Source organism: Caldimonas brevitalea, assembly GCF_001017435.1.
Lineage (GTDB): Bacteria > Pseudomonadota > Gammaproteobacteria > Burkholderiales > Burkholderiaceae_C > Caldimonas > Caldimonas brevitalea.
On the sequence record NZ_CP011371.1, the window covers coordinates 118,226 to 138,835 of the forward strand.

Below are 20,610 nucleotides of genomic sequence, written 5' to 3' on the forward strand. Positions count from 1 at the left end.
TGCGAGTCACTCGTCCTTGGCGGCGGCCTTGCCGCGGCCGGCCGGCTTCTCGGGCTTTTCGGCCGGCGCGTCGGCGGCGGCCGAGGGCGCCGCCCCGGCCAGCAGCGGGATGCCCAGCGAGCTGCGCACCTTGTTCTCGATCTCGAAGGCGATGTCGGGGTTCTCGCGCAGGAACTCGCGGGCGTTGTCCTTACCTTGGCCGATCTTTTCGCCGTTGTAGGCATACCAGGCGCCCGATTTCTCGACGATGCGGGCATTCACGCCCATGTCGATGATTTCGCCTTCGCGGCTGATGCCTTCACCGTAGAGGATGTCGAAGTCGGCTGTCTTGAACGGCGGCGCCACCTTGTTCTTGACGACCTTGACCTTGGTCTCGTTGCCGATGACTTCCTCGCCCTTCTTGATCGAGCCGACACGGCGGATGTCGAGCCGCACCGACGCGTAGAACTTCAATGCATTGCCGCCGGTGGTGGTTTCGGGCGAGCCGAACATCACGCCGATCTTCATCCGGATCTGGTTGATGAAGATGACCATGCAGTTGGTCTTCTTGATCGTGGCGGTCAGCTTGCGCAGCGCCTGGCTCATCAGTCGCGCCTGCAGACCGGGCAGGCTGTCGCCCATCTCGCCTTCGAGTTCTGCCTTGGGTGTCAACGCGGCGACCGAGTCGACGACGATCAAATCGACCGAGCCGGAGCGCACCAGCGCATCGACGATTTCGAGCGCCTGCTCGCCCGTGTCAGGCTGGGAAATCAGCAGGTCTTGCAGGTTGACGCCCAGCTTCTGGGCGTATTGCGCGTCGAGCGCATGCTCGGCGTCGATGAAGGCGCAGACGCCGCCCTGCTTCTGCATCTCCGACACCACCTGCAAGGTCAGCGTGGTCTTGCCCGACGATTCGGGGCCGTAGATCTCAACCACCCGGCCGCGCGGCAGGCCGCCGACGCCCAGTGCGATGTCGAGCCCGAGCGAACCTGTCGAGACCACCTGGGTGTCTTCGACCGCCTCGCCTTCGCCCAATCGCATGATCGAGCCCTTGCCGAACTGCTTTTCGATCTGGGCCAGCGCGGCCTGCAGGGCTTTCGCCTTTTCGGTGTTCAGGGCAGATTTGGTGGGTGCGTCCATGCAGTTCTCCGTTGATCGCGGCATTATCGCAAAAGCTGGATGTTTGTACAGTGCTTGTGCTGTGTGTCGCATCGATCGGTCCCCCGGCCTCGGTATTTCTCTTGGGGACGGTATCCCTGTCGGCATCCCTACAATCGCGTCACGATCGACTTCCCGCCCACACAGCATGCCCACCTGCTGCCGGAGACCCTCATGCGTATCCTGATCGCGGAAGACGATCAAGTGCTGGCCGACGGCCTGCTTCGGTCCCTGCGAAACTCCGGCTATGCGGTCGACCAGGTCGGGTCGGGCGCCGAGGCCGACGCTGCCCTGTCGTCGCACGAGTTCGACCTGGTGATCCTCGACCTTGGGTTGCCCAAGCTGCACGGTCTCGAAGTGCTCAAGCGCCTGCGGGCGCGCGGCACGACAACGCCGGTGCTGATCCTGACGGCGGCCGACAGCATCGAGGAGCGCGTCAAGGGCCTCGACCTGGGCGCCGACGACTACATGGCCAAGCCGTTCTCGCTGCAGGAGCTCGAAGCGCGCGTGCGGGCGTTGACGCGACGCGGCCTAGGCACCGCGTCGAGCGTCATCAAGCACGGTCCGCTGACCTTCGACCAGACCGGCCGCGTGGCCTACATTCATGACCAGATGGTGGAGCTGTCGGCGCGCGAACTCAGCCTGCTCGAAGTGCTGCTACAACGCGCCGGCCGCCTGGTGAGCAAGGACCAGCTGGTCGAGCGATTGTGCGAATGGGGCGAGGAAGTCAGCAACAACGCCATCGAGGTCTACATCCACCGCCTGCGCAAGAAGATCGAACAAGGGCCGATACGCATCGCCACGGTGCGTGGGCTCGGGTACTGTCTTGAGAAGATTCCGGGCTGAGCGCCGCGTGTGGCGCGCCGCCGGCCGCCTGCCGTGATACGGGAACAACGCTCGCTGTTCGGCGAGATCCTCGACTGGATGCTCGCGCCGCTGCTGCTGCTGTGGCCGATGAGCGTGGCGCTGACGTGGCTGGTGGCCGAGGACATCGCCGCGCGTCCCTTCGACCGCGCGTTGGGCGAGGTGGCGCGCTCGCTCGGGCAGCAGATCTCGAACGCCGACGTCAAGGGCGGCCTGCAGTTGCCGGAGACGATCGCCGAGATGCTGCAGGCGGACAACGCCGACACGGTGTACTTCCAGGTGGTGGGCTCGCGCGGCGAGTACCTGGCCGGCGACCCGCAGCTGCCGCAGCCCACGGTGGAACAGAGTGGGCGGGCGGGCGAGCTCAAATACCGCGACGCGGAGGTTCACAACGACGCGATCCGCGTGGCTTACGTGTTCGTGCCCTTGCCGGGCGAGGCCGGGCGGTCGCTGGGGCTGGTGCAGGTGGCCGAGACGCTCAACAAGCGTTCGCAGCTCGCCACCGAAATCATCAAGGGCGTGATCCTGCCGCAGTTCGTGATTCTGCCGGTGGCGGTGCTGCTGGTCTGGCTGGCGCTGGCGCGGGGCATCGCACCTCTGGCCGAGCTGCAGGAGCGCATCCGCCGGCGCCAGAGCGACGACCTGAGCCCGATCGACGAGCGTGAGGCGCCCGAGGAAGTGGCGCCCCTGGTGCGCTCGATCAACGACCTGCTCGGGCGTTTGGATCAGTCGATCAAGGCGCAGAAGCACTTTCTGGCCGACGCCGCCCATCAGCTCAAGACGCCGCTGGCGGGCCTGCGCATGCAGGCGGAACTGGCGCAGCGCGAAATCGACGCGGGGCAGCGCGACCCCCAGGAACTGAAGAAGTCGCTGCGCCAGATCGCGCACTCCAGCCAGCGCGCAGCGCATCTGGTGAACCAGCTGCTGGCGCTCGCGCGGGCGGAGAACCAGGGCCAGTCGCTGCACCGCCAGGACGTGGCGCTGGCGCGCCTGGCCGCCGATGCCGTGCGCGATTTCGTGCCGCGCGCGCTCGAAAAGCGCATCGATCTGGGCTACGAAGGTCCGGACCAGGCCCGCTACTTCGGCGGGACGCCGGTGCGCGTGCTCGGCAACCCGTTGCTGGTCAAGGAGCTGATCCGCAACCTGGTCGACAACGCGATCCTCTACACGCCTGAAGGCGGCACCGTGACCGTGCGCGTGGTTCACGACCCCTTCGGGCAGGTCGGGGTGGTGCAGGTCGAGGATTCCGGCCCGGGCATTCCGGTGACCGAACGTGAGCTCGTGTTCCAACCCTTCTATCGGGCGCTTGGCACCGGCGTGGACGGCAGCGGACTCGGGCTGGCCATCGTGCGAGAGATCGCGCAACAGCACGACGCCGACATCAGCGTGGAAGACGCGCGCGCGCTGCCGGCGTCCCCGGTCGACCCTGCGGCCGCCCACGGCCGCGGCACGCTCATCACGGTGCGCTTTCCGGTCGCCCCCGCGGCGGCGCCACCACCTTCGGCCGATTCTCCGAACGAAGTGCACCCCTGACGGATTGAACGGCTGCGCCCGCCTCTCGGCGCCCCGGTGCGGTCCGCGAACGACGCCGCCTGGCGGTCGCATCGCCGCATGCACCGGGCCGGACAGCCGCAAGTGACGGCTGATGCGGCGCCGCCACCGCGAGCGCCGGCGCCGATCACTTTGCTGCACCGCAGGTCTGGGAAAACCCCGGGCGCCATCCGGCCGCCACCGCGATTCAATGTCAGTCCTGCGGTGCAGCAGCCCGGTATCCGCCTCGATCGCGGCAGGCCTCGCACCGTTGCCAGGCAAGGAGAACGGCGTGAAGGGTAGTTGCATCACCGCGGCGCAGCCGGCGCCGCTTCGCTTGTATTTGGATGCGCTCGAGCGGGCAGCGCGCATGCGGGGCGACCGCAGCGCCTGTGTTCATCCGCATGCAGCGTGTCAGCGTGACAGTGCTTGCGGTGGAGGCGGCCTGTGAGCGCCGGCGAGGGCACGCGGCGGCGGGTGGCCGCGAGGCTGGCTGCCGGGGCTCTGGCCTCGGCCTTGGCGGTCGTGGCCGGGTGGTGGTGGCTGGCCCCGAGCGATCCGGTGCCGCCCGTCCAGGACAAGGGCGCGCCGGTCGGCCGGGCCACGGGGTTCAGCGTCATGGCGGCCGGCTCCGGTGGCCATGCCGCGTCTGCGGCGGTGGAAGCGCCCCTGGCGCAGATCGAGCGGCGCGTGTTCGAGCGAGGTTCGCTGCGCGGCACCACGCCCGACGGCGATTGGGCCCTCGATGCGCAAGGCCAGTTGCGCCCGGGCCTTGGCCTGCGTCGTCGCTTCGACTACTACCTGTCGGCCCACGGCGAGGTGAGCGTGGACGACATCGGCCGGCTGATGCTGCAGCAGGCAGCACGCGAGCTGGCGCCGGAAGCGGTGGCCCAGATCAAGACGGTATGGGAGCGTTACCTCGCGCTGCAGCGCTACGGGTTTACCCAACAGGTGCAGCTCGACGACCGCAGTGCCTGGTCGGCCGCGCTGGCCGAACGGCAACGGGTGCGCCGCCAAATCCTCGGGCCGGCGTGGGCCGAGGCGTTCTACCGCGAGGAAGAAGAGGCGCTGGCGCGGCACATCACCGGCGAGGCTGCTGCTCAGGTGTCGGCCCTGCTGCCCGATCCGCGACGGCTAGACGCCGCCACCTTGCACCAGCAGCGTGTCGCGCAGTTCGGCCCGGAGGCCGCGGAGCGGCTCCGCCAGGAAGACGAGGCTTGGGCGCAGTGGCAACGCAGGCTGTTGCGGGCGCATGCCGAGATCGAGGCCTTGCGTCGGGCACCCGAGTTGTCGCAGCCGCAGCGCGATGCGGCCATCGAACGCTACCTTCAGGAGCATTTCGACGCGGCCGAGCGGATGCGGGTCCTGGCCTTGATGGCAGCGCGCTGACACGTCGGCGTCGCAGCTCCCGCACCGCCGGGGCACCGTGGGGTACCCGTTGCCACTGGCGGTGCGCCGTGACGGTCAGCTAGAGTCATGCCGCAATGGGGGTGGGTCGCCGGGCGACTACGTCGGCTTGTGCCGCACCGTCTGCGGTCTCTCGGCCGCACCTTTGTGAACCGGCTCGCCGCCGTCTGCGCGGCATGGGGGATGCGATGACTTCTATGGCTCGCCGCTGGCAGTTCTGGATCGACCGTGGCGGCACCTTCACCGACGTGGTGGCCAAACGCCCCGACGGTTCGATCGCCACGGCGAAGCTGTTGTCGGAGAACCCGGAGCACTACCGCGACGCCGCGGTGGCCGGGATCCGGCGTTTGCTGGGGATCGCAGAGGAGGATTTGATCACGCCGGACCGGGTCGAGTGCGTGAAGATGGGCACCACGGTGGCCACCAACGCACTGCTCGAGCGCAAGGGCGACCGGACCGTGCTGGTGACCACGCGGGGGTTCCGCGACGCGCTGCGCATCGCGTACCAGAACCGGCCGCGGCTGTTCGACCGGCACATCGTGTTGCCCGAGTTGCTGTACGAGCGTGTCATCGAAGCGCACGAGCGCATCGGCGCCGACGGCGAGGTCGTCGAAGCACTCGACGGCTCGGCCCTGCGCCGGGCGCTGCAGCAAGCCTACGACGACGGGTCGCGCGCCTGCGCGATCGTCTTCATGCACGCCTGGCGCTATCCGCAACACGAGGCGCTGGCGGCCGAACTCGCGCATCACGTCGGCTTTACGCAGGTGTCGGTCTCGCACCGCGTCAGCCCGTTGATGAAATTCGTCTCGCGCGGCGACACCACGGTGGTCGACGCCTATCTGTCGCCGATCCTGCGGCGTTATGTCGAGCAGGTCGCCAACGAGATGCCCGGTGTGCCGCTGTACTTCATGCAGTCGTCCGGTGGCCTGACACTGGCCGACCGCTTCCAAGGCAAGGACGCCATCCTCAGCGGGCCTGCAGGCGGCATCGTCGGCATGGTGCGCACCGCGCTGGCGGCGGGACACGACAAGGTGATCGGCTTCGACATGGGCGGCACCTCGACCGATGTGTCGCACTACGCCGGCGAGTTCGAGCGCGCCTTCGAGACGCAAGTGGCGGGCGTGCGCATGCGCGCGCCGATGATGAGCATCCACACCGTGGCGGCGGGCGGCGGGTCGGTCCTCGAGTTCGACGGTGCCCGGCTGCGGGTGGGGCCAGCGTCTGCCGGGGCATCGCCCGGGCCGGCGTGCTACCGGCGCGGCGGGCCGTTGACCACCACCGATGCCAACGTGATGCTGGGCAAGATCCAGCCAGACTATTTCCCGAAGTTGTTCGGCCCCCAAGGCGACGATCCGCTGGACCGTGGTGTGGTCTTGCAAGGCTTCGCGACGTTGGCTGACGAGGTGGGCCGCAAGTCGGGCCGGGTGGTCGCCCCCGAGGAACTGGCCGAAGGTTTCCTGCAGATTGCGGTGGCGAACATGGCCAACGCGGTCAAGAAGATCTCGGTGGCGCGCGGCTACGACATCACGCGCTACACCTTGCAGTGTTTCGGCGGCGCGGGTGGGCAGCACGCTTGCGCGGTAGCCGATGCCCTCGGCATGACCCGAGTGTTTGTGCACCCGCACGCCGGTGTGCTGTCGGCCTACGGCATGGGCCTGGCCGACCAGTCGGCGATGCGTGAGGCGGCCGTCGAACAGCCGCTCGACGACGCTGGCATGGGCATGCAAAGGGCGGAAGCGGCCCTGGAGGTGATTGCCGAGCAGGCGCGCCAGGAACTGCTGGCCCAGGGTTGCGCGCCGGAGCGCCTGCAGGTGCAGCGCCGGGTGCACCTGCGCTACGAAGGCACCGACACGGCGCTGGTGGTCCCGCTCGGTGCGCCTGCGGCGCTGCGCGCGGCGTTCGAGCAAGCCTATCGCCAGCGCTTTGCCTTCCTGATGCCGGACAAGGCGCTGATCATCGAGTCGGTCTCGGTCGAAGCCCTCGCACCCGGCGATGCGGTGGTCGAGCCCCAAGCCGAAGCGCCCGAACATCAACCCGAGCGTGACACCGTGGTGCAGATGCACGCCGACGGGCAGTGGCATGGCACCGGCCTGTACCTGCGCGCGTCGCTGCGCCCCGGCGCGGTAGTGGACGGCCCTGCCATCATCGCCGAACGGAACGCCACGACGGTCGTCGAGCCCGGCTGGCAGGCGCGCGTCACGGGGCTCGATCACATCGAGCTGTCGCGAGTGGTGCCCCGCCCGCGGCAGCATGCGGTGGGTACCGCGGCCGACCCCGTGATGCTCGAAGTGTTCAACAACCTGTTCATGAACATCGCCGAACAGATGGGCCTGCGGCTGCAGAACACGGCCTATTCGGTCAACATCAAAGAGCGGCTCGACTTCTCCTGTGCGCTGTTCGACGGCGACGGCAACCTGATCGCGAATGCGCCCCACATGCCGGTGCACCTGGGGTCGATGAGCGAGTCGATCAAGACCGTGATCGCCCGCAATCCCGAGATGGCGCCGGGCGACGTCTATGTGCTCAACGACCCGTACCACGGCGGCACCCATTTGCCCGACGTCACCGTCGTGACACCCGTGTTCGACGACGCTGGCGTCGAGGTGCTGTTCTATGTCGCCTCGCGCGGCCACCACGCCGACATCGGCGGGATCTCGCCGGGCTCGATGCCGCCCTTTTCCCGCACGATCGACGAAGAAGGCGTGTTGCTCGACAACGTGAAGCTGGTCGAAGCCGGGGTGCTGCGCGAGGCCGAGCTGTTGGCGCTGCTGACCGCAGGTCCCCATCCGGCGCGCAATCCGCGGCAGAACCTGGCCGACCTGCGGGCGCAGGTGGCGGCCAACGAGAAAGGCGTGCAGGAGCTGCGGGCGATGGTGGCGCAGTTCGGGCTCGACACGGTGCGGGCGTATATGTGCCACGTGCAGGACAACGCCGAGGAAAGCGTGCGGATGGCGATCGCACGGCTCGATCCCTCGCTGTCGCGTGACGGGCGCTTCAGTGTCGCGCTCGACAACGGCGCGCGCATCTGCGTGGCGGTTCGCATCGACCGCGAGCGGCGCTCGGCGGTGATCGACTTCACCGGTACCTCCGCGCAGCTGCCTGACAACTTCAATGCACCTCGCGCCGTCACGATGGCCGCGGTGCTGTACGTGTTCCGCACCCTCGTCGACGCTGACATCCCGCTCAACGCGGGATGCCTGAAGCCCCTCGAGGTCATCGTGCCGGCCGGCTCCATGCTGAACCCGCTGCCCCCCGCAGCTGTCGTCGCGGGCAACGTCGAAGTGTCCACTTGCGTCACCAATGCTCTGTACGGTGCGCTCGGCGTGCTGGCCGGCAGCCAGCCGACGATGAACAACTTCACCTTCGGGGACGAGAGGTATCAGTACTACGAGACCATTGCCGGGGGATCGGGGGCGGGGATCGACACCAGCGCGACCGTGGCGTCCGGCACCGGTGCGGCTGCCGGCGGGGACAGGGATGGGGCGCGGGGCTTCGACGGCACGAGTGTCGTGCAGACTCACATGACCAACTCGCGCCTGACCGACCCGGAGGTGCTGGAGTTTCGCTATCCGGTGCGGCTCGAGCGTTACGAGATCCGAGCTGGCAGCGGCGGCGCGGGACGTTGGCGGGGCGGCGACGGGGGCACCCGCGTCGTGCGGTTCCTCGCGCCGATGACCGCCTCCATCCTGTCGAACGGGCGCGGCGCGGGCGGATTCGGTCTCGCCGGGGGCGCGGCCGGAGCGGCGGGCCGCAACCGGGTGGTGCGCGCCGACGGCCGCACCGAAGTGTTGGGTCATATCGGCTCGGCCGACATGGCCCCCGGCGACCTGTTCATCATCGAGACCCCGGGCGGTGGTGGCTACGGTCGAGCGCCCTGACCTCCGTACGCTGGCGGTTGCCATCGCCATCCGTCGGCGTCGGTGCGCGCCCGCTATCGGCGCTTCGAGCGGCCGAGGCGGCGGCCCGTGGTGGCTCAGCCGGGGGAGCTGCGGGAGCCAAAGCGGGCCAGGACTTGCCGAAAGGCGTCGGGGTCGGACGATTGCAGGCGTTCGAGGGCCGCCGTGGCAGACGCCAGCAAGGCCTCGCGATGGCTGCCCTTGACCCGCTCGATCTCGCGATGCACCGCCTGCAACTCGACATGGCGCCGACGCTGTTCGTCGGTCTGCCACTCGGCCTGGTCCGACAACGCCAGCACGACGTCCATCAACAGCCCGAGCTGCCGCCCGTAGGACGCGGTCTCGAAAATCTCCTTCTCCAGCGCGCCGACCCCGGCGCGGGGAGGTATCGCACCGAAGAACCAGCGGGTGTCGGGTGCGATGTCTTGCACCACATCGCCGCTGAACGGCCAATGGATGTTCGGGTTCCACAACCACAACCACGGCAGCATGGGTCGTCTCCCGAAGTGAACCCAACGAAGTTCGGGCATGTGAGACGCGCGGGTGCCCCGGCGCGGACGGCGGCGATGGCGCACAAGCGCCACGGCTGCGTATATCATCTTCTCAGCGATCGCGCATCTGGCCGATGACCCTTTGAAGCCAGCGGCTCGATCCGGTGGCGCCGTTTCCGGTCTTGCAACGCTTGCACACATATTAGAGCGGGCAGAGACGCGAATAATGCGATCACTTCGGAGCGTCTTGTGTGATGCGGCGAACGATGCAGTGCCTGTATATGCACGTGCTCTGAGGACTCGACGGGAATGGCGGCGGTCGGTCACTTGAGGCCGCTGTAAGCAGAGGGATAGGAGGATCCATGAAAGCGTGGCAGGAGGAAGATATCCACTCCTTGCTGACGATCGGTTCGGAGGCGGAGCTGTTTTCGCGGCTCACTTTGACGATCGGTTCGGAGGCGGAGCTGTTTTCGCGGCTCACTTCTGTGGCCCAGGATCTCGGCTTCGATTTCTGCGCGTACGGCTTGCGCATGCCGTTGCCGCTTTCCAACCCGCGCATCGCGATGTTCAATAACTATCCGCTCAGCTGGCAGCAGCGTTACCAGGAGCGGGGTTATGTCGCAGTCGACCCGACAGTGCACCACGGCATGCGTTCATCGCTGCCGCTGGTCTGGTCCGACAGCGTCTTTGCATCCAGCCGCGAGTTGTGGGAAGAGGCACGGTCGTTCGGCCTGAAGGTGGGCTGGGCGCTGGCGTATCGAGATCCGAACGGGATTCGCAGCCTGCTGACGCTCTCGCGTTCCAGCGGCGAACTGACGTCGACGGAGTTGAAGACCAAGATGTCGAAGATGTACTGGCTGGCGCAGGTGGGCCACCAGGGCATGAGCGACCGTGTTTCAACTCGCTTGATGCCGGAGTTCGATATCCGGTTGAGCGAGCGCGAGACGGAGGTGTTGCGGTGGACCGCCGACGGCAAGACCTCGAACGAAGTCGCTGACATCTTGAACATTTCAGAGCGCACCGTGAATTTCCACATCAGCAATGCCATGGGCAAGCTCGGTGCGAGCAACAAGACGGCGGCCGCGATCCGTGCGGCAGTGCTCGGTTTTCTCTGAACCGGGGTGTTCGAGGGTGGCCGGCCTGACGCGCGTGAGCGCCTCTGGACGGCCAAGCAGGGTCATCCGGGCGGCGCGATGCCCACGGCCTGGGCAACTGTCAGCTGCCAGTCCAGGGCATTCAGGCGTTCGTTCAATAACTGCATCGTCAGCGCCGGCCCCAGGTCGGACCGGCGCTCGTCGACCAGCATCAAATTGCTCCTCACCCCGGGCGCGAGCAGCATCGGCAGCCCGCTGCCGGGATCAACTTGCCAGTCCCAGCCCAGCGACACCATCGGGGCTTCACAACTGACCCACTCGGTGTACCCCATGATGCTTGGCATGGCCTCGCCGCAGCGTGGTCGTGCCTGCAGGTCGATGTCAAGGCCGGAGAACAAGTGAGTGAAGCGCGTCGACATCACGATCGCCCACGTCAGCCGCAGGTAGCCGTCGTCGGGTTGTGAGGGCGGGCCGACGTTCAGGGTGAACGAGGTGGCGAGCGCTGGCGGTGCAGGCCGACGCGCCGCTGCCGCGGGGAAGTCGCGGCGCACGTCGTCGTGCACCCGCGTCTTGTTGCCGCCGGCGGGTGCCGGGGGCGCTGAAGTGCTTCCGCAGGTGATCCAATACCGCCCGAGGACTGCGCGGCGCCCAGACCGGAATGTCCTTGTCATGGGAGTTCGACTGATTACATGACTGGCGCGCCTGGTGCCAGCGGTTGTCTCATCTGGGTGGCGAAGCCCGGGCCGTTCGAACCGTGTCGCCTTGGCCGCCCACCCGCATCTGTGTTTCCCTGGGCAGTGCCGCAGGATGCTAGAGGCCGCCTGCGGCAGTGGGTAGTGTCTGATTTGTCAGGGGAGAGCCGTCCAGCATAAAGCGAGCCGCGTTATCCCTCAAGATAAGCACCTGTCAGTTCTGTCAATCCTGACAGTTGTTGCGGGTGGGGGGGTGATCTGAAATCTGGCGCTCCTGAAAAGTAGCTTGCTGGAGGAGGATCCCGTGGAGATCATTTGCGGAACAGGCGATACATTGGCGCCGGGCATCACCAACGCCCTTGCCGCCTACCGATACCGGGTGTTCGTTGAAACCCTTGGCTGGGACCTTCCCGTTCAAGGCAACGCGGAGACGGACGAATTCGACGGCCCGCACACGATGTACGTGATCGCGCGCAACGAGCGTGGTGAAATCTGCGGTTGTGCCCGGCTGTTGCCGACCACTGGCTCCTACCTGCTGGCCAAAGTCTTTCCGCAGTTGCTGCAGGAAGCACCCCCGGTCGGCAGCGACGTGTGGGAGCTGTCGCGCTTCGCGTCGATGGACTGTGGCGCTCCGGACCGGTTGTCGCACCAGGAGTTGAAGGTCGCGGAGCAATTGCTGGCCGCGGCGCTGGAGCATGCGGCCAAGCGCGGCGTCAAACGTTTCATCACTGTCTCTCCGCTGGGTGTCGAGCGGCTGCTGCGGCGGGCTGGCGTTCACGCGCACCGGGCGGGGCCACCTGTCGCGGTGAACGGGCAGCACCTGTTCGCTTGCTGGATCGAGGTCGACCGTCAGTCCATCCATGCCCTGCGCCAAGGGCTCGGCCATCAAGCCCCCGTCGCGCCGACCAAGGCGCCGGTCTCCGGGCCCCAACTTCCGGCCTGAGAGGAAGGCCCTGTGGGGCGAGCGTCCGGATCTTGCTGACAGCGCTTTCTCGCTAGGCGAACCCGACAGGGGTGGGCCGTGACAGGACTGCAGACCAGGGCCCCGCCCGAGGGTGGTGCAGGGGCCGTCGGCGCGCCCCGAAGGCGGCCTCGGCTGAACAGCCCGAAGGCCGGCTTGTTTTCGACATGTTCTCGCCGCTCCCACGCTGGCTCGCGCTGCGCCCGGGCACCCCGCCGGACGTCCTGGCGGCGCCCCATCGCCTCACACGAGGTGATCGCCCGGCTGGGAGAAGGCCAAAAGCGCGCGTAGTGCTCGGCGTCGCGCCCGCGCCGAGCACTCGCCCTTGAGACGCTGGCCCCATCCGATACCCGGCACGCTACGACACCGGCCCCTGCTTGAGGTCTCGTCGAGCGGGGCCGGCCGGGGCGTGCCGCCCTCCTCTGCCTTCCGGGCACCTCCCCTTGACCACCGCGACGTGGCCGCGGGAAGTCGTTGACGCGGTGTCTGTCGGCGGGCGCCAGTGCTCGCGCCAGCAGCACGTTCGGCTAAATACGGATGGCCCAACGAACACGAGGCCCGAGACGAGCAGAGTCGTTGCGGCTCTTACTTGTTCTGCACGTCGGTGCGTCCCAGCCATAGTCCTGCACAGCGGAACTCGTGTCACTCGCGGTGGAGGCTTCCCCCCTTGCGGGGGATAGACATTCGTTGCCTTGATGCAACTAGATGGGACGTTTGGACCCCCCCTGAATGAGGGGGGTTGTCAGCCAGTTGATAGCCCGATGTGATGCTGATGAAGCACGGCACAGCCCTGCCCCCAGCAGGGTGGTGTAGGCGGATGACACAAAAAACAGCTCCGTCTGCGTCCGGCAGACCGGGCTCGAGAAGGGCACTGTGGCAGACGTCGTAACCCGCCTGACGCCACGGAACGCGCAATGAAAGAAGGGCGGCCGGGGAGGCGCGACAGGGCCGGGCGTTGGGAGCGCCTTGTCCCCTGCCGTCGGCGCCGAATTAGTGTAAACCGCGAACTAATTGGGGGCATCTGAGGCTTCGAAGGGGCCAGTCGAGTTACATCGAGACAATGCCTCGTTCCCATCCTTGCCTCTCGCCAGCGCCTGGAGCCTGCCCTGGCGACCTTTGCTGTATGACCTCCTCTTCCACGGCCACCGCCGCCTCACGCTATTCGGCTGCGTTTCCGCCACGGCCGGCGCTGTTTTCGATCACCTGGCCCTTGTTCACCGAGTTGCTGCTGGGCATTTCGGTGGGCCTGGCCGGGCTCGCGATGGCCTCGCGCATCTCGGACGAGGCCGCCGGGGCGTTTGCATTGGTAAACCACCTGCAAGCTGCGTTTTTCATTCTGTTCCGAGTGGTGAGCATGGGTGTCAGCGTGGTGCTCACCCAAAACCTCGGCGCCGGCAACCGTGCGGGGGCCGATCAGACCGCCCGGGCCTCGTTGGCAGCGACATCCTGGATGGGCTGGACCACCGCGGCGGTGGTCGCTTTGTCGGCACCCGTGCTGCTCGGCTGGATGAACGCGCCGCACAGCATCTTGCCGCTCGCCTTGCCGTATCTGACGGCGGCGGCGGCCGTCCTCGCGCTCGACGCCTACAACGCGACGATGGCCTCGGTCATGCGGGCGCACCTGCATGCTCGCGACACGCTCTACAACATGCTGGCGATGCACGCGCTGCACCTGTTGTTGTGCCTTCCGCTGATGCAGGGCGTCGGGCCGCTGCCGCCGCTCGGTCTGGTCGGGTTTGCGATTGCGATGGCGTTGAGCCGCGCCTTCGGCATCGCCTTCCATCTGTGGCTGTGGCGGCGCCGCCTGCAACTCGTGCCGCGCGCCCGCGACTGGTGGGAGGTGCGGTGGCAACGGCTGCGGCCGGTGCTCCACATCGGACTGCCGGGGGCTGCGGAAAGCGTGGCGTACCGCATCGCGTTGATGGTCAGCATCGCGGTGGTGGCGCGCATGGGGGCCGCAGAACTGGCCACCCACAGCTACACGATGCAGGTGATGTACTTCATCCTGCTGTTCGGGCTGGCCACCGGTTTCGCGAGCGAAATCCTGGTCGGCCACCTGATCGGCGCCGGCCAACTGCACGAGGCGCACCGCCTGGTGCGCAACAGCCTCAAGCTGGGTCTGATGGTGTCGACCGGCATCGCGTTGCTGGCAGCCCTGGCGGCGCCCTGGTACCTGCGCTGGTTCACCGACGACCCGCACATCATCGCGACCGCCCGGCAGCTGTTGTGGCTGACGGTGTTGCTCGAACCGGGTCGCACCTTCAACCTGGTCGTCATCAATGCCTTGCGGGCGACCGGCGACGCGCGCTTTCCGGTCGCGGCCGGCGCCGCCTCGATGCTCATCGTGCTCGCAGGCGGCGCGTGGTTCCTCGGTGTCCACCTCGGGCTGGGGCTGGTGGGCGTGTGGATCGCCTACGCAGCCGACGAGTGGCTGCGCGGCCTGACGATGGCGGCGCGCTGGTATCGCCAGGGATGGGTACCGCACGCTCGCGCGACGCGCCGCCGCCTGCTGCGCAAGCGACTGGGCCTCGACGCGATGGCGTGAAGACACCGCGCCGGTCGCCGGCGCGAGCCGGGCGGCAGGGATGGCGATGGGCGAAGGCGTTTGACGCAGGGCGTTGCTGCGCCGCACAAGATGGCTCCGCCCACGCAGCAGGTCGTGGACGTGGACTCGCTCCTCGGGCTTTCTCAAAAATCCGGCGCAGTCCCGTCGCGGGCCACCGGCATGCACAGCTCGCACCGCACCCGCTCGGGTGACGGCATGGTTTGATCCGCCGCGTAGCGCTCGAAGAAGTGCCCGTCGCGCAGGGACATGCCGCCGTGCGGCAGCCAGTCCCGCAGCAGTTGGGTCCAGGCCGGCCCGACTGCCGCCCCGGGCCCTTCGAAATCGAGGCAGGCATACCAGCCCGCCGTGACGCGCTTGCGCGGTGCGCGCACTCGCGTGTCGGCCCAACCAAGCGGCAGGACCACACAGGCGTCGAAACGGCAGCGGGACGGCGCCGTGATGTCCGGATCGTCCAGTCCCATGCCGATCAGGGGATGCCCGGCCAGCCCCAGCTCGGCTATCCACGGCACGAAGCGAGCCCAAGCCGGGTCGACCACCTGGCCGTAGTCGCCGTGCACGCGCCAGTACAGCAATTCCATGTCGGGCAGCTGCTTCAGCTCGACACGGTAGCGGGGCAGCGGTGGCAGGGGACGCGTTCGGCTGCTCTCTCGCACCTCCCATTCGGCATGCCCGCCGTCGCGCCACTCGCTCGGGCTCATGCCGAAGTGGCGGCGAAACGCGCGCGCAAAGGCTTCACCCGATGCGAAGCCGCAGGCGAGCGCCAGCTCGGTGACACGCAACTGCGGTACATGCCGCAAGCGCGCGCCGGCGGCTTCGAGCCGACGCCGGCGCACGAAGTCTTGCAGCGTCTCGCCGGTCCACGCGCGAAACACGCGGTGGAAATGAAAGGGCGAGAAAGCCGCCAGCTCGGCCAGCGGCTCCAGGCGCAAATCGCCGTCGAGGTGGGCGTCGATGTGATCCAGCACCCGGTTGATGCGGCGGGTGTGGCTGTCGGAAGGGTCGGGGGGGTTCGTCGGCGTCGGCGGACGTGGCATGGTGGTCGGCGGGCGCGGCAGGCTCAAGACACCATCATGCGCCGGCTCTTCGCGATCGACATCAGGATGCCGATGCCCAGCCCCAGTGTCACCATCGCCGTGCCCCCGTAGCTGATGAAGGGCAGCGGCACGCCCACCACGGGCAGGATGCCGCTGACCATGCCCATGTTCACGAAGGCGTAGGTGAAAAAGCTGAGTGACGTCGCACCGGCGAGTAGCCGCGAGAACAGCGTCGGCGCGTCGCTGGCGATCATCAGCCCGCGGAAGATCAGGAAGGTGAAGCCGAGCAGCAGCAACACCCCGCCGACCAGGCCGAACTCTTCGGAATAGGCAGCGAAGATGAAATCGGTGGTGCGCTCGGGAATGAACTCGAGGTGGGTCTGCGTGCCCTTCATGAAACCCTTGCCGTGCACGCCGCCCGAGCCGATCGCGATCATGCCCTGCAGCGTGTGGAAGCCCTTGCCGAGCGGGTCCTTGGTCGGGTCGAGCAAGGTGCAGACGCGGCCCTTCTGGTAGCTGTGCAGGACCGGCCAATCGACCTCGGGCTGGCAGATGCGCTCTTCCGAGAGCACCAGCGCGGTGATCGCGATGGCGCCGCCGCTGAGCACCGGGATGATCAGCTTCCACGACAGCCCGGCGAAGAAAATCACGTACAGCCCGCCCGACAGCACCAGCAGCGCGGTGCCCAGGTCCGGCTGTTTCATGATCAGCCCAACCGGCACCGCCAGCAGCATCACGGCGACGAGGAAGTCGGGCACCCGCAGCTGGCCCTCACGACGCTGGAACCACCAGGCCAGCATCAGCGGCAGCGCGATCTTGAGCAGCTCGCTCGGCTGGATCACCGTCACGCCGATGTTGAGCCAGCGGGTGGCGCCTTTGCGCGTGATGCCGGCGAACTCGACGCCGAGCAGCAACAGCACGCCGGCGACATACAGCGGCACGGCGATGGCCATCAGACGCTGCGGCGGGATCTGCGCGACGACGAACACCACACTCGCTGCGATCAGCATGTTGCGGCCGTGGTCCACGAAGCGCGTGCCGTGGTCGAAGCCCGCCGAGTACATGATCAGCAGACCGGCGCCGCACAAGGCCAACAAGGCCAGCGCGAGCCAGCCGTCGAAGCCCAGGAACAGCGGCTTGGTGCGTTGCCAGAGCGACGGCTTCTTGAAGGCGACGTTCATCGCACCTCCACGATCGGCAGGGTGGGAGACGGCTCGCGCGCCGGTACCGGCACGGGGGACGGTGCCGGCGTCGGTGCGGGCGGCAGCGGGCTGCCGGGGCGCGGTGCTGCCGGCTTGTCGGGCAGAGGCGGTGCGGATTCGCTCGGCAGGGGCGCCGAGCCGGCCGCGGCTGGTGCGCTGGCGGGGGCGCTTGCCGGCGTCGTCGCGATCGCGGGGGCAGCGGTGCCGCTGGGCACCACTGCCGGCGCTGCGGTGGGCGCCGGGGCGCTGGCGCCGGTGGACGGCACGGCGGCGACCGCAGCCGGCAGGGCCACCTGCGCCGCGAGACGCGGGGTGCCGATGGGCGCCGAGGTTTCGCTGCGTTGCGACGCGGCGATGTCTTCTTCGCTCGGATAGACGCCGCTCAACCAGTAGTCGAGCACGCGGCGCGCGATCGGGGCCGCCGCCTGCGCGCCGAAGCCGGCGTTCTCGACGATGACCGCCAGTGCGATCTTCGGGTCGTCCACCGGTGCGAAGGCCGTGTAGAGCGAGTGGTCGCGCAGGTACTCGGCCAGGCGCGACGCGTTGTACTTTTCGTTCTGGCGCACGCCGACAGCCTGCGCGGTGCCGGTCTTGCCGCCGCTCTGGTAGGGCGCCCCCATGAAGACACGGGTGGAGGTGCCCTCTTGCGTCACGCCGTACATGGCCCGGCGGATCACGTCGACGTGCTCGGGTTTCAGGTCGAGCGGCTCGATGTGTTCGACACCCACCGCCCGGCGCTCGCGGCTGACCACGTCGCGGATCTCGCGCACCAGGTGCGGTCGATGCCGCTCGCCCCCGGCCACCAGCGTCGCCATCGCGTTCGCCAGCTGCAGCATCGTGAAGTTGTTGTAGCCCTGGCCGATGCCCAGCGAGATGGTTTCGCCGGCATACCATTTCTGCTGCTCGGGGCGCTTGTAGGCTTTGCGCTTCCACGCGGTGGACGGCAGCACCCCGCGCACCTCACCCTCGATGTCGATGCCGGTCAGCTGGCCGAAGCCGAACGGGGCCAGCTGCTCGTACATCAGGTCGACGCCCATCTCGTTGGCCAGCGAGTAGTAGTAGACGTTGCTCGATTTGACGATGGAGCGGTGCATGTCGACCATGCCGAGGCCACCGTCGCCGTGGCTGCGGAAGCGGTGGTTGCCGAACATGAACGAACCACCGTCGAAGATGACCTGGTGCGGGCCGCGCTTGCCCGAGTTGAGCGCCGCCATCGCCATGAAGGGCTTGAAGGTCGAGCCCGGCGGATAGGTGCCGCGCAAGGCGCGGTTCAGCAGCGGCTTGTCGATCGACTCGTTGAGCGCTTTCCAGTTCTCGACGTCGATGCCGTCGACGAACAGATTGGGGTCGAAGCTGGGCTTGCTGACGAAGGCCAGCACCTCGCCGGTCTTGGGGTCGATGGCCACCAGCGCCCCGCGGCGGTTGCCGTACAGCTGCTCCACCAGGGCCTGCAGCTTGATGTCGATCGACAGCACCACGGTGTTGCCCGGCGTGGCCGGGCTGGAACGCAGCCGCCGCACCGCCCGCCCGCCGGCGCTGGTCTCGACTTCCTCGAAGCCGGTGACGCCGTGCAGCTCGCGCTCGTAGCTCTGCTCGATGCCCAGCTTGCCGATGTAGTCGGTGCCCCGGTAGTTGGCGGCGTCTTCCGACTCGTCGATCTTTTCCTTCTCGGCCTGGTTGATGCGGCCGATGTAGCCGATCACATGCGCGCCGACCTCACCCAGCGGATAGTTGCGGAACAGCCGCGCCTTGATGTCGACGCCCGGGAAGCGGTAGCGCTGCACCGCAAAACGTGCCACCTCCTCGTCGCTGAGCCGGGTGCGCAGCGGCAGCGACTCGAAGCTCTTCGAGTCCTCCATCAGCCGCTTGAAGCGGCGCCGGTCGGCTGCAGAGACGTTGACCACCTGCGCCAGCTCGTCGATGGTCGCGTCCAGGTCGGCCAGCTTCGACGGCGTCAGCTCCAGCGTGTAGGCCGAGTAATTGTTGGCGAGCACGACGCCGTTGCGGTCGAGGATCAGCCCGCGGTTGGGCACGATGGGCACCACCGAAATGCGGTTGTTCTCGGCCCGCGTCGACAGCTCGTCGTAGCGCAGCACCTGCAGATAGGCGAGGCGGGCGAACACCAGGCCGAAGCCCAGCAGCACCATCGCAGCGGCGAACAGCACCCTCGCGCGAAAGCGCGACAGCTCGAGTTCGACGTTTTTCAGTTCGGTCATCGGGGGACTACTCGCCCTTCAAGCCTCGGGCGCGGGCGCACTTACAGCGGGCGGTTCTGGTCGGGGTCGGGCGGCCGCCGCTGCGGGGCCAGCAACAACCAGGTGGCGATGGGCCACAGCAGTGCTTCGAATACCGGTGCCAGCAGCAGTTCCCAGCCGGGAAACACGTCGCCGGCAATCAGTCGAATCAGCACGGAAACCGCGTGCGCCGCAAAAAACAGCGGCAGGATCTGTACCGCCTGCGACAGCGTCGGGAACCACAGCAGCCGCCGGTGGATGGTGATCGCGAAATAACTCAGCAGTGTGTAGGCCAGTGCATGTTGGCCCAGCAAGGCGGCCTGGTGCACATCCATCATCACGCCGAAGGTGAAGGCGGCGCCGACACCGACGCGGCGCGGCTGGTGCACATTCCAGAACACCAGCGTCAGCGCGAGCAGGTCGGGCATCGACGTGCTCTTGCCCATCGGCACCAGGTTGACCGCAAACGCGGCCAGCAGCGACAGCCAGATGAAGACGGGGTTGACCGGCAACAGCAGCTGGTCGGAGCCACGCGGCATCATCGGGCAGGTCCTTTCCTGGCAGGCGCCGAGGCCGCCGCCTTGGGCGCGGACGCGGCGGGCGGCGGTGTTGCGGCAGCCGCCGGCTCGGGCTGCGGCCGCGGCGGCAAGGTGTCGCCCACCGGTTGCAGCACCAGCACGTGGCGGGCGCTGGTCGGCGCGCTGACGGGAGTCAGCACGATCTTGGCGAAGGCCGAATCGGCGCGTCGGTCGACCTTGGCGACCCGGGCCACCGGCAGGCCGGGCGGGTAGACGCCGTCGACGCCGGAGGTGCTCAACAGGTCGCCTTCCTGCACGTCGGCATTGGCTGCCATGAAGCGCAGTTCCATCGCGTCGTTGACGGCGTCGCCGTAGGCGATGCCGCGGGCCGAGGTGCGCACGTTGAGCGTCGGGATCACGGCGTCCTTGTCGGTCAGCAGGGTGACCTCGGACGCCAGCGGATAGACGCGGGTCACCTGCCCCAGCACGCCGGTCTCGTCGATCACCGGCGAGCCCCGCACGACCCCCTGGGCGCTGCCGAGGTCGATCACCACCTTGCGGCTGTACGGGTCGGGCGCGTCGTACAGCACCTCAGCCGCCCGTGTCTTGGCCGGCAGCGCGGGGCGCAGTTCCAGCATCGCGCGCAGCCGCGCGTTTTCTTTCTCGAGCAACTCGACGCGCGCCACCCGCATCGCCTGTTCCGACAGCTGGCGCTGCGCGGCGGCCTCTTTGGCGCGGGCCTCGTTCAGGCCGCGCACGTAGTCACCGCCGGTGCGCGCGGTTTCGACCGGCACCAGCAAGGCCCGCTGGGCCGGGTGCAGCACCGTGGCCACCACCGCGCGCAGCGGCTGGGTCAGGTTGAGCCGCGTGTCGGCCACCATCAGGAAGAAGGCGAGCGCCGAGAAAAACATCAGACGCGTCAGCGCCGACGGCCCTTGCTTGAAGAAGGGCGGCGGCGTGCGGTCGAGAGTGCCGAGTGGCATG

At 68.0% G+C, this 20,610-nt stretch carries 15 protein-coding genes; 7 read left to right on the plus strand and 8 right to left on the minus strand.

All coding sequences use genetic code 11. The features are described from left to right. Positions 1-6: 6 nt before the first annotated feature. A complete protein-coding gene (gene recA, locus AAW51_RS00540) occupies positions 7-1,119 on the minus strand; it encodes a recombinase RecA (RefSeq protein ID WP_047193060.1) in 1,113 nt (370 codons plus the stop codon). 192 nt (positions 1,120-1,311) lie between these two features. Between recA and AAW51_RS00545 the strand changes: the two genes are divergently transcribed. The 4 genes from AAW51_RS00545 (at position 1,312) to AAW51_RS00560 (ending at position 8,816) form a co-directional block, all read left to right on the plus strand. After that, a complete protein-coding gene (locus AAW51_RS00545; protein WP_047193061.1) occupies positions 1,312-1,983 on the plus strand; it encodes a response regulator in 672 nt (223 codons plus the stop codon). Between the two features lie 78 nt (positions 1,984-2,061). Next, positions 2,062-3,534: a sensor histidine kinase gene (locus AAW51_RS00550; RefSeq protein ID WP_047197222.1), complete on the plus strand. Its 1,473-nt coding sequence runs from the start codon at positions 2,062-2,064 to the stop codon at positions 3,532-3,534. Positions 3,535-3,978: 444 nt separating this feature from the next. Beyond that, entirely contained in the window at positions 3,979-4,920 is a 942-nt protein-coding gene (locus tag AAW51_RS00555; protein WP_053013220.1) for a lipase secretion chaperone, read from the plus strand. A 206-nt stretch (positions 4,921-5,126) separates the two neighbouring features. Next, on the plus strand, positions 5,127-8,816 hold the full coding sequence (locus AAW51_RS00560) for a hydantoinase B/oxoprolinase family protein (RefSeq protein WP_047193062.1): 3,690 nt from the start codon (positions 5,127-5,129) through the stop codon (positions 8,814-8,816). 95 nt (positions 8,817-8,911) lie between these two features. Here the strand turns inward: AAW51_RS00560 and AAW51_RS30560 are convergent, their stop codons facing one another. Further along, positions 8,912-9,325 (minus strand): hypothetical protein, encoded by a 414-nt coding sequence (locus AAW51_RS30560; protein ID WP_047193063.1) that lies wholly within the window; start codon positions 9,323-9,325, stop codon positions 8,912-8,914. 362 nt (positions 9,326-9,687) lie between these two features. Between AAW51_RS30560 and AAW51_RS00570 the strand changes: the two genes are divergently transcribed. Then, a complete protein-coding gene (locus AAW51_RS00570; protein WP_047193064.1) occupies positions 9,688-10,440 on the plus strand; it encodes an autoinducer binding domain-containing protein in 753 nt (250 codons plus the stop codon). A gap of 62 nt (positions 10,441-10,502) precedes the next feature. Here AAW51_RS00570 and AAW51_RS00575 read toward each other — a convergent pair whose 3' ends face one another. Further along, positions 10,503-10,982 carry a DUF4902 domain-containing protein gene (locus tag AAW51_RS00575; RefSeq protein ID WP_053013221.1) on the minus strand — a complete coding sequence of 160 codons (480 nt, stop codon included), beginning with the start codon at positions 10,980-10,982 and terminating at the stop codon, positions 10,503-10,505. Between the two features lie 433 nt (positions 10,983-11,415). On the opposite strand from AAW51_RS00575, the gene AAW51_RS00580 reads away from it, so the two are divergent. Beyond that, a complete protein-coding gene (locus AAW51_RS00580; protein WP_047197225.1) occupies positions 11,416-12,054 on the plus strand; it encodes an acyl-homoserine-lactone synthase in 639 nt (212 codons plus the stop codon). 1,141 nt (positions 12,055-13,195) lie between these two features. Continuing rightward, the gene (locus AAW51_RS00585; protein WP_047193065.1) at positions 13,196-14,617 is read left to right on the plus strand and encodes an MATE family efflux transporter; all 1,422 of its coding nucleotides are present in this window, start codon (positions 13,196-13,198) and stop codon (positions 14,615-14,617) included. A 143-nt stretch (positions 14,618-14,760) separates the two neighbouring features. Here the strand turns inward: AAW51_RS00585 and AAW51_RS00590 are convergent, their stop codons facing one another. Genes AAW51_RS00590 through mreC form a run of 5 tightly spaced genes read right to left on the minus strand, consistent with a single transcriptional unit; the run spans position 14,761 to position 20,609 of the window. Beyond that, positions 14,761-15,699: an AraC family transcriptional regulator gene (locus AAW51_RS00590; RefSeq protein ID WP_157359538.1), complete on the minus strand. Its 939-nt coding sequence runs from the start codon at positions 15,697-15,699 to the stop codon at positions 14,761-14,763. Further along, positions 15,696-16,853 carry a rod shape-determining protein RodA gene (gene rodA / locus AAW51_RS00595; RefSeq protein ID WP_047193067.1) on the minus strand — a complete coding sequence of 386 codons (1,158 nt, stop codon included), beginning with the start codon at positions 16,851-16,853 and terminating at the stop codon, positions 15,696-15,698. Before rodA ends, AAW51_RS00590 begins: the two co-directional genes overlap by 4 nt. Continuing rightward, on the minus strand, positions 16,850-19,090 hold the full coding sequence (mrdA, locus tag AAW51_RS00600; protein ID WP_083437969.1) for a penicillin-binding protein 2: 2,241 nt from the start codon (positions 19,088-19,090) through the stop codon (positions 16,850-16,852). Before mrdA ends, rodA begins: the two co-directional genes overlap by 4 nt. 41 nt (positions 19,091-19,131) lie before the next feature. Further along, positions 19,132-19,650 carry a rod shape-determining protein MreD gene (gene mreD / locus AAW51_RS00605; RefSeq protein WP_047193068.1) on the minus strand — a complete coding sequence of 173 codons (519 nt, stop codon included), beginning with the start codon at positions 19,648-19,650 and terminating at the stop codon, positions 19,132-19,134. Then, positions 19,647-20,609 carry a rod shape-determining protein MreC gene (gene mreC, locus AAW51_RS00610; RefSeq protein ID WP_083437970.1) on the minus strand — a complete coding sequence of 321 codons (963 nt, stop codon included), beginning with the start codon at positions 20,607-20,609 and terminating at the stop codon, positions 19,647-19,649. Before mreC ends, mreD begins: the two co-directional genes overlap by 4 nt. Between the last annotated feature and the right edge of the window lies 1 nt (position 20,610).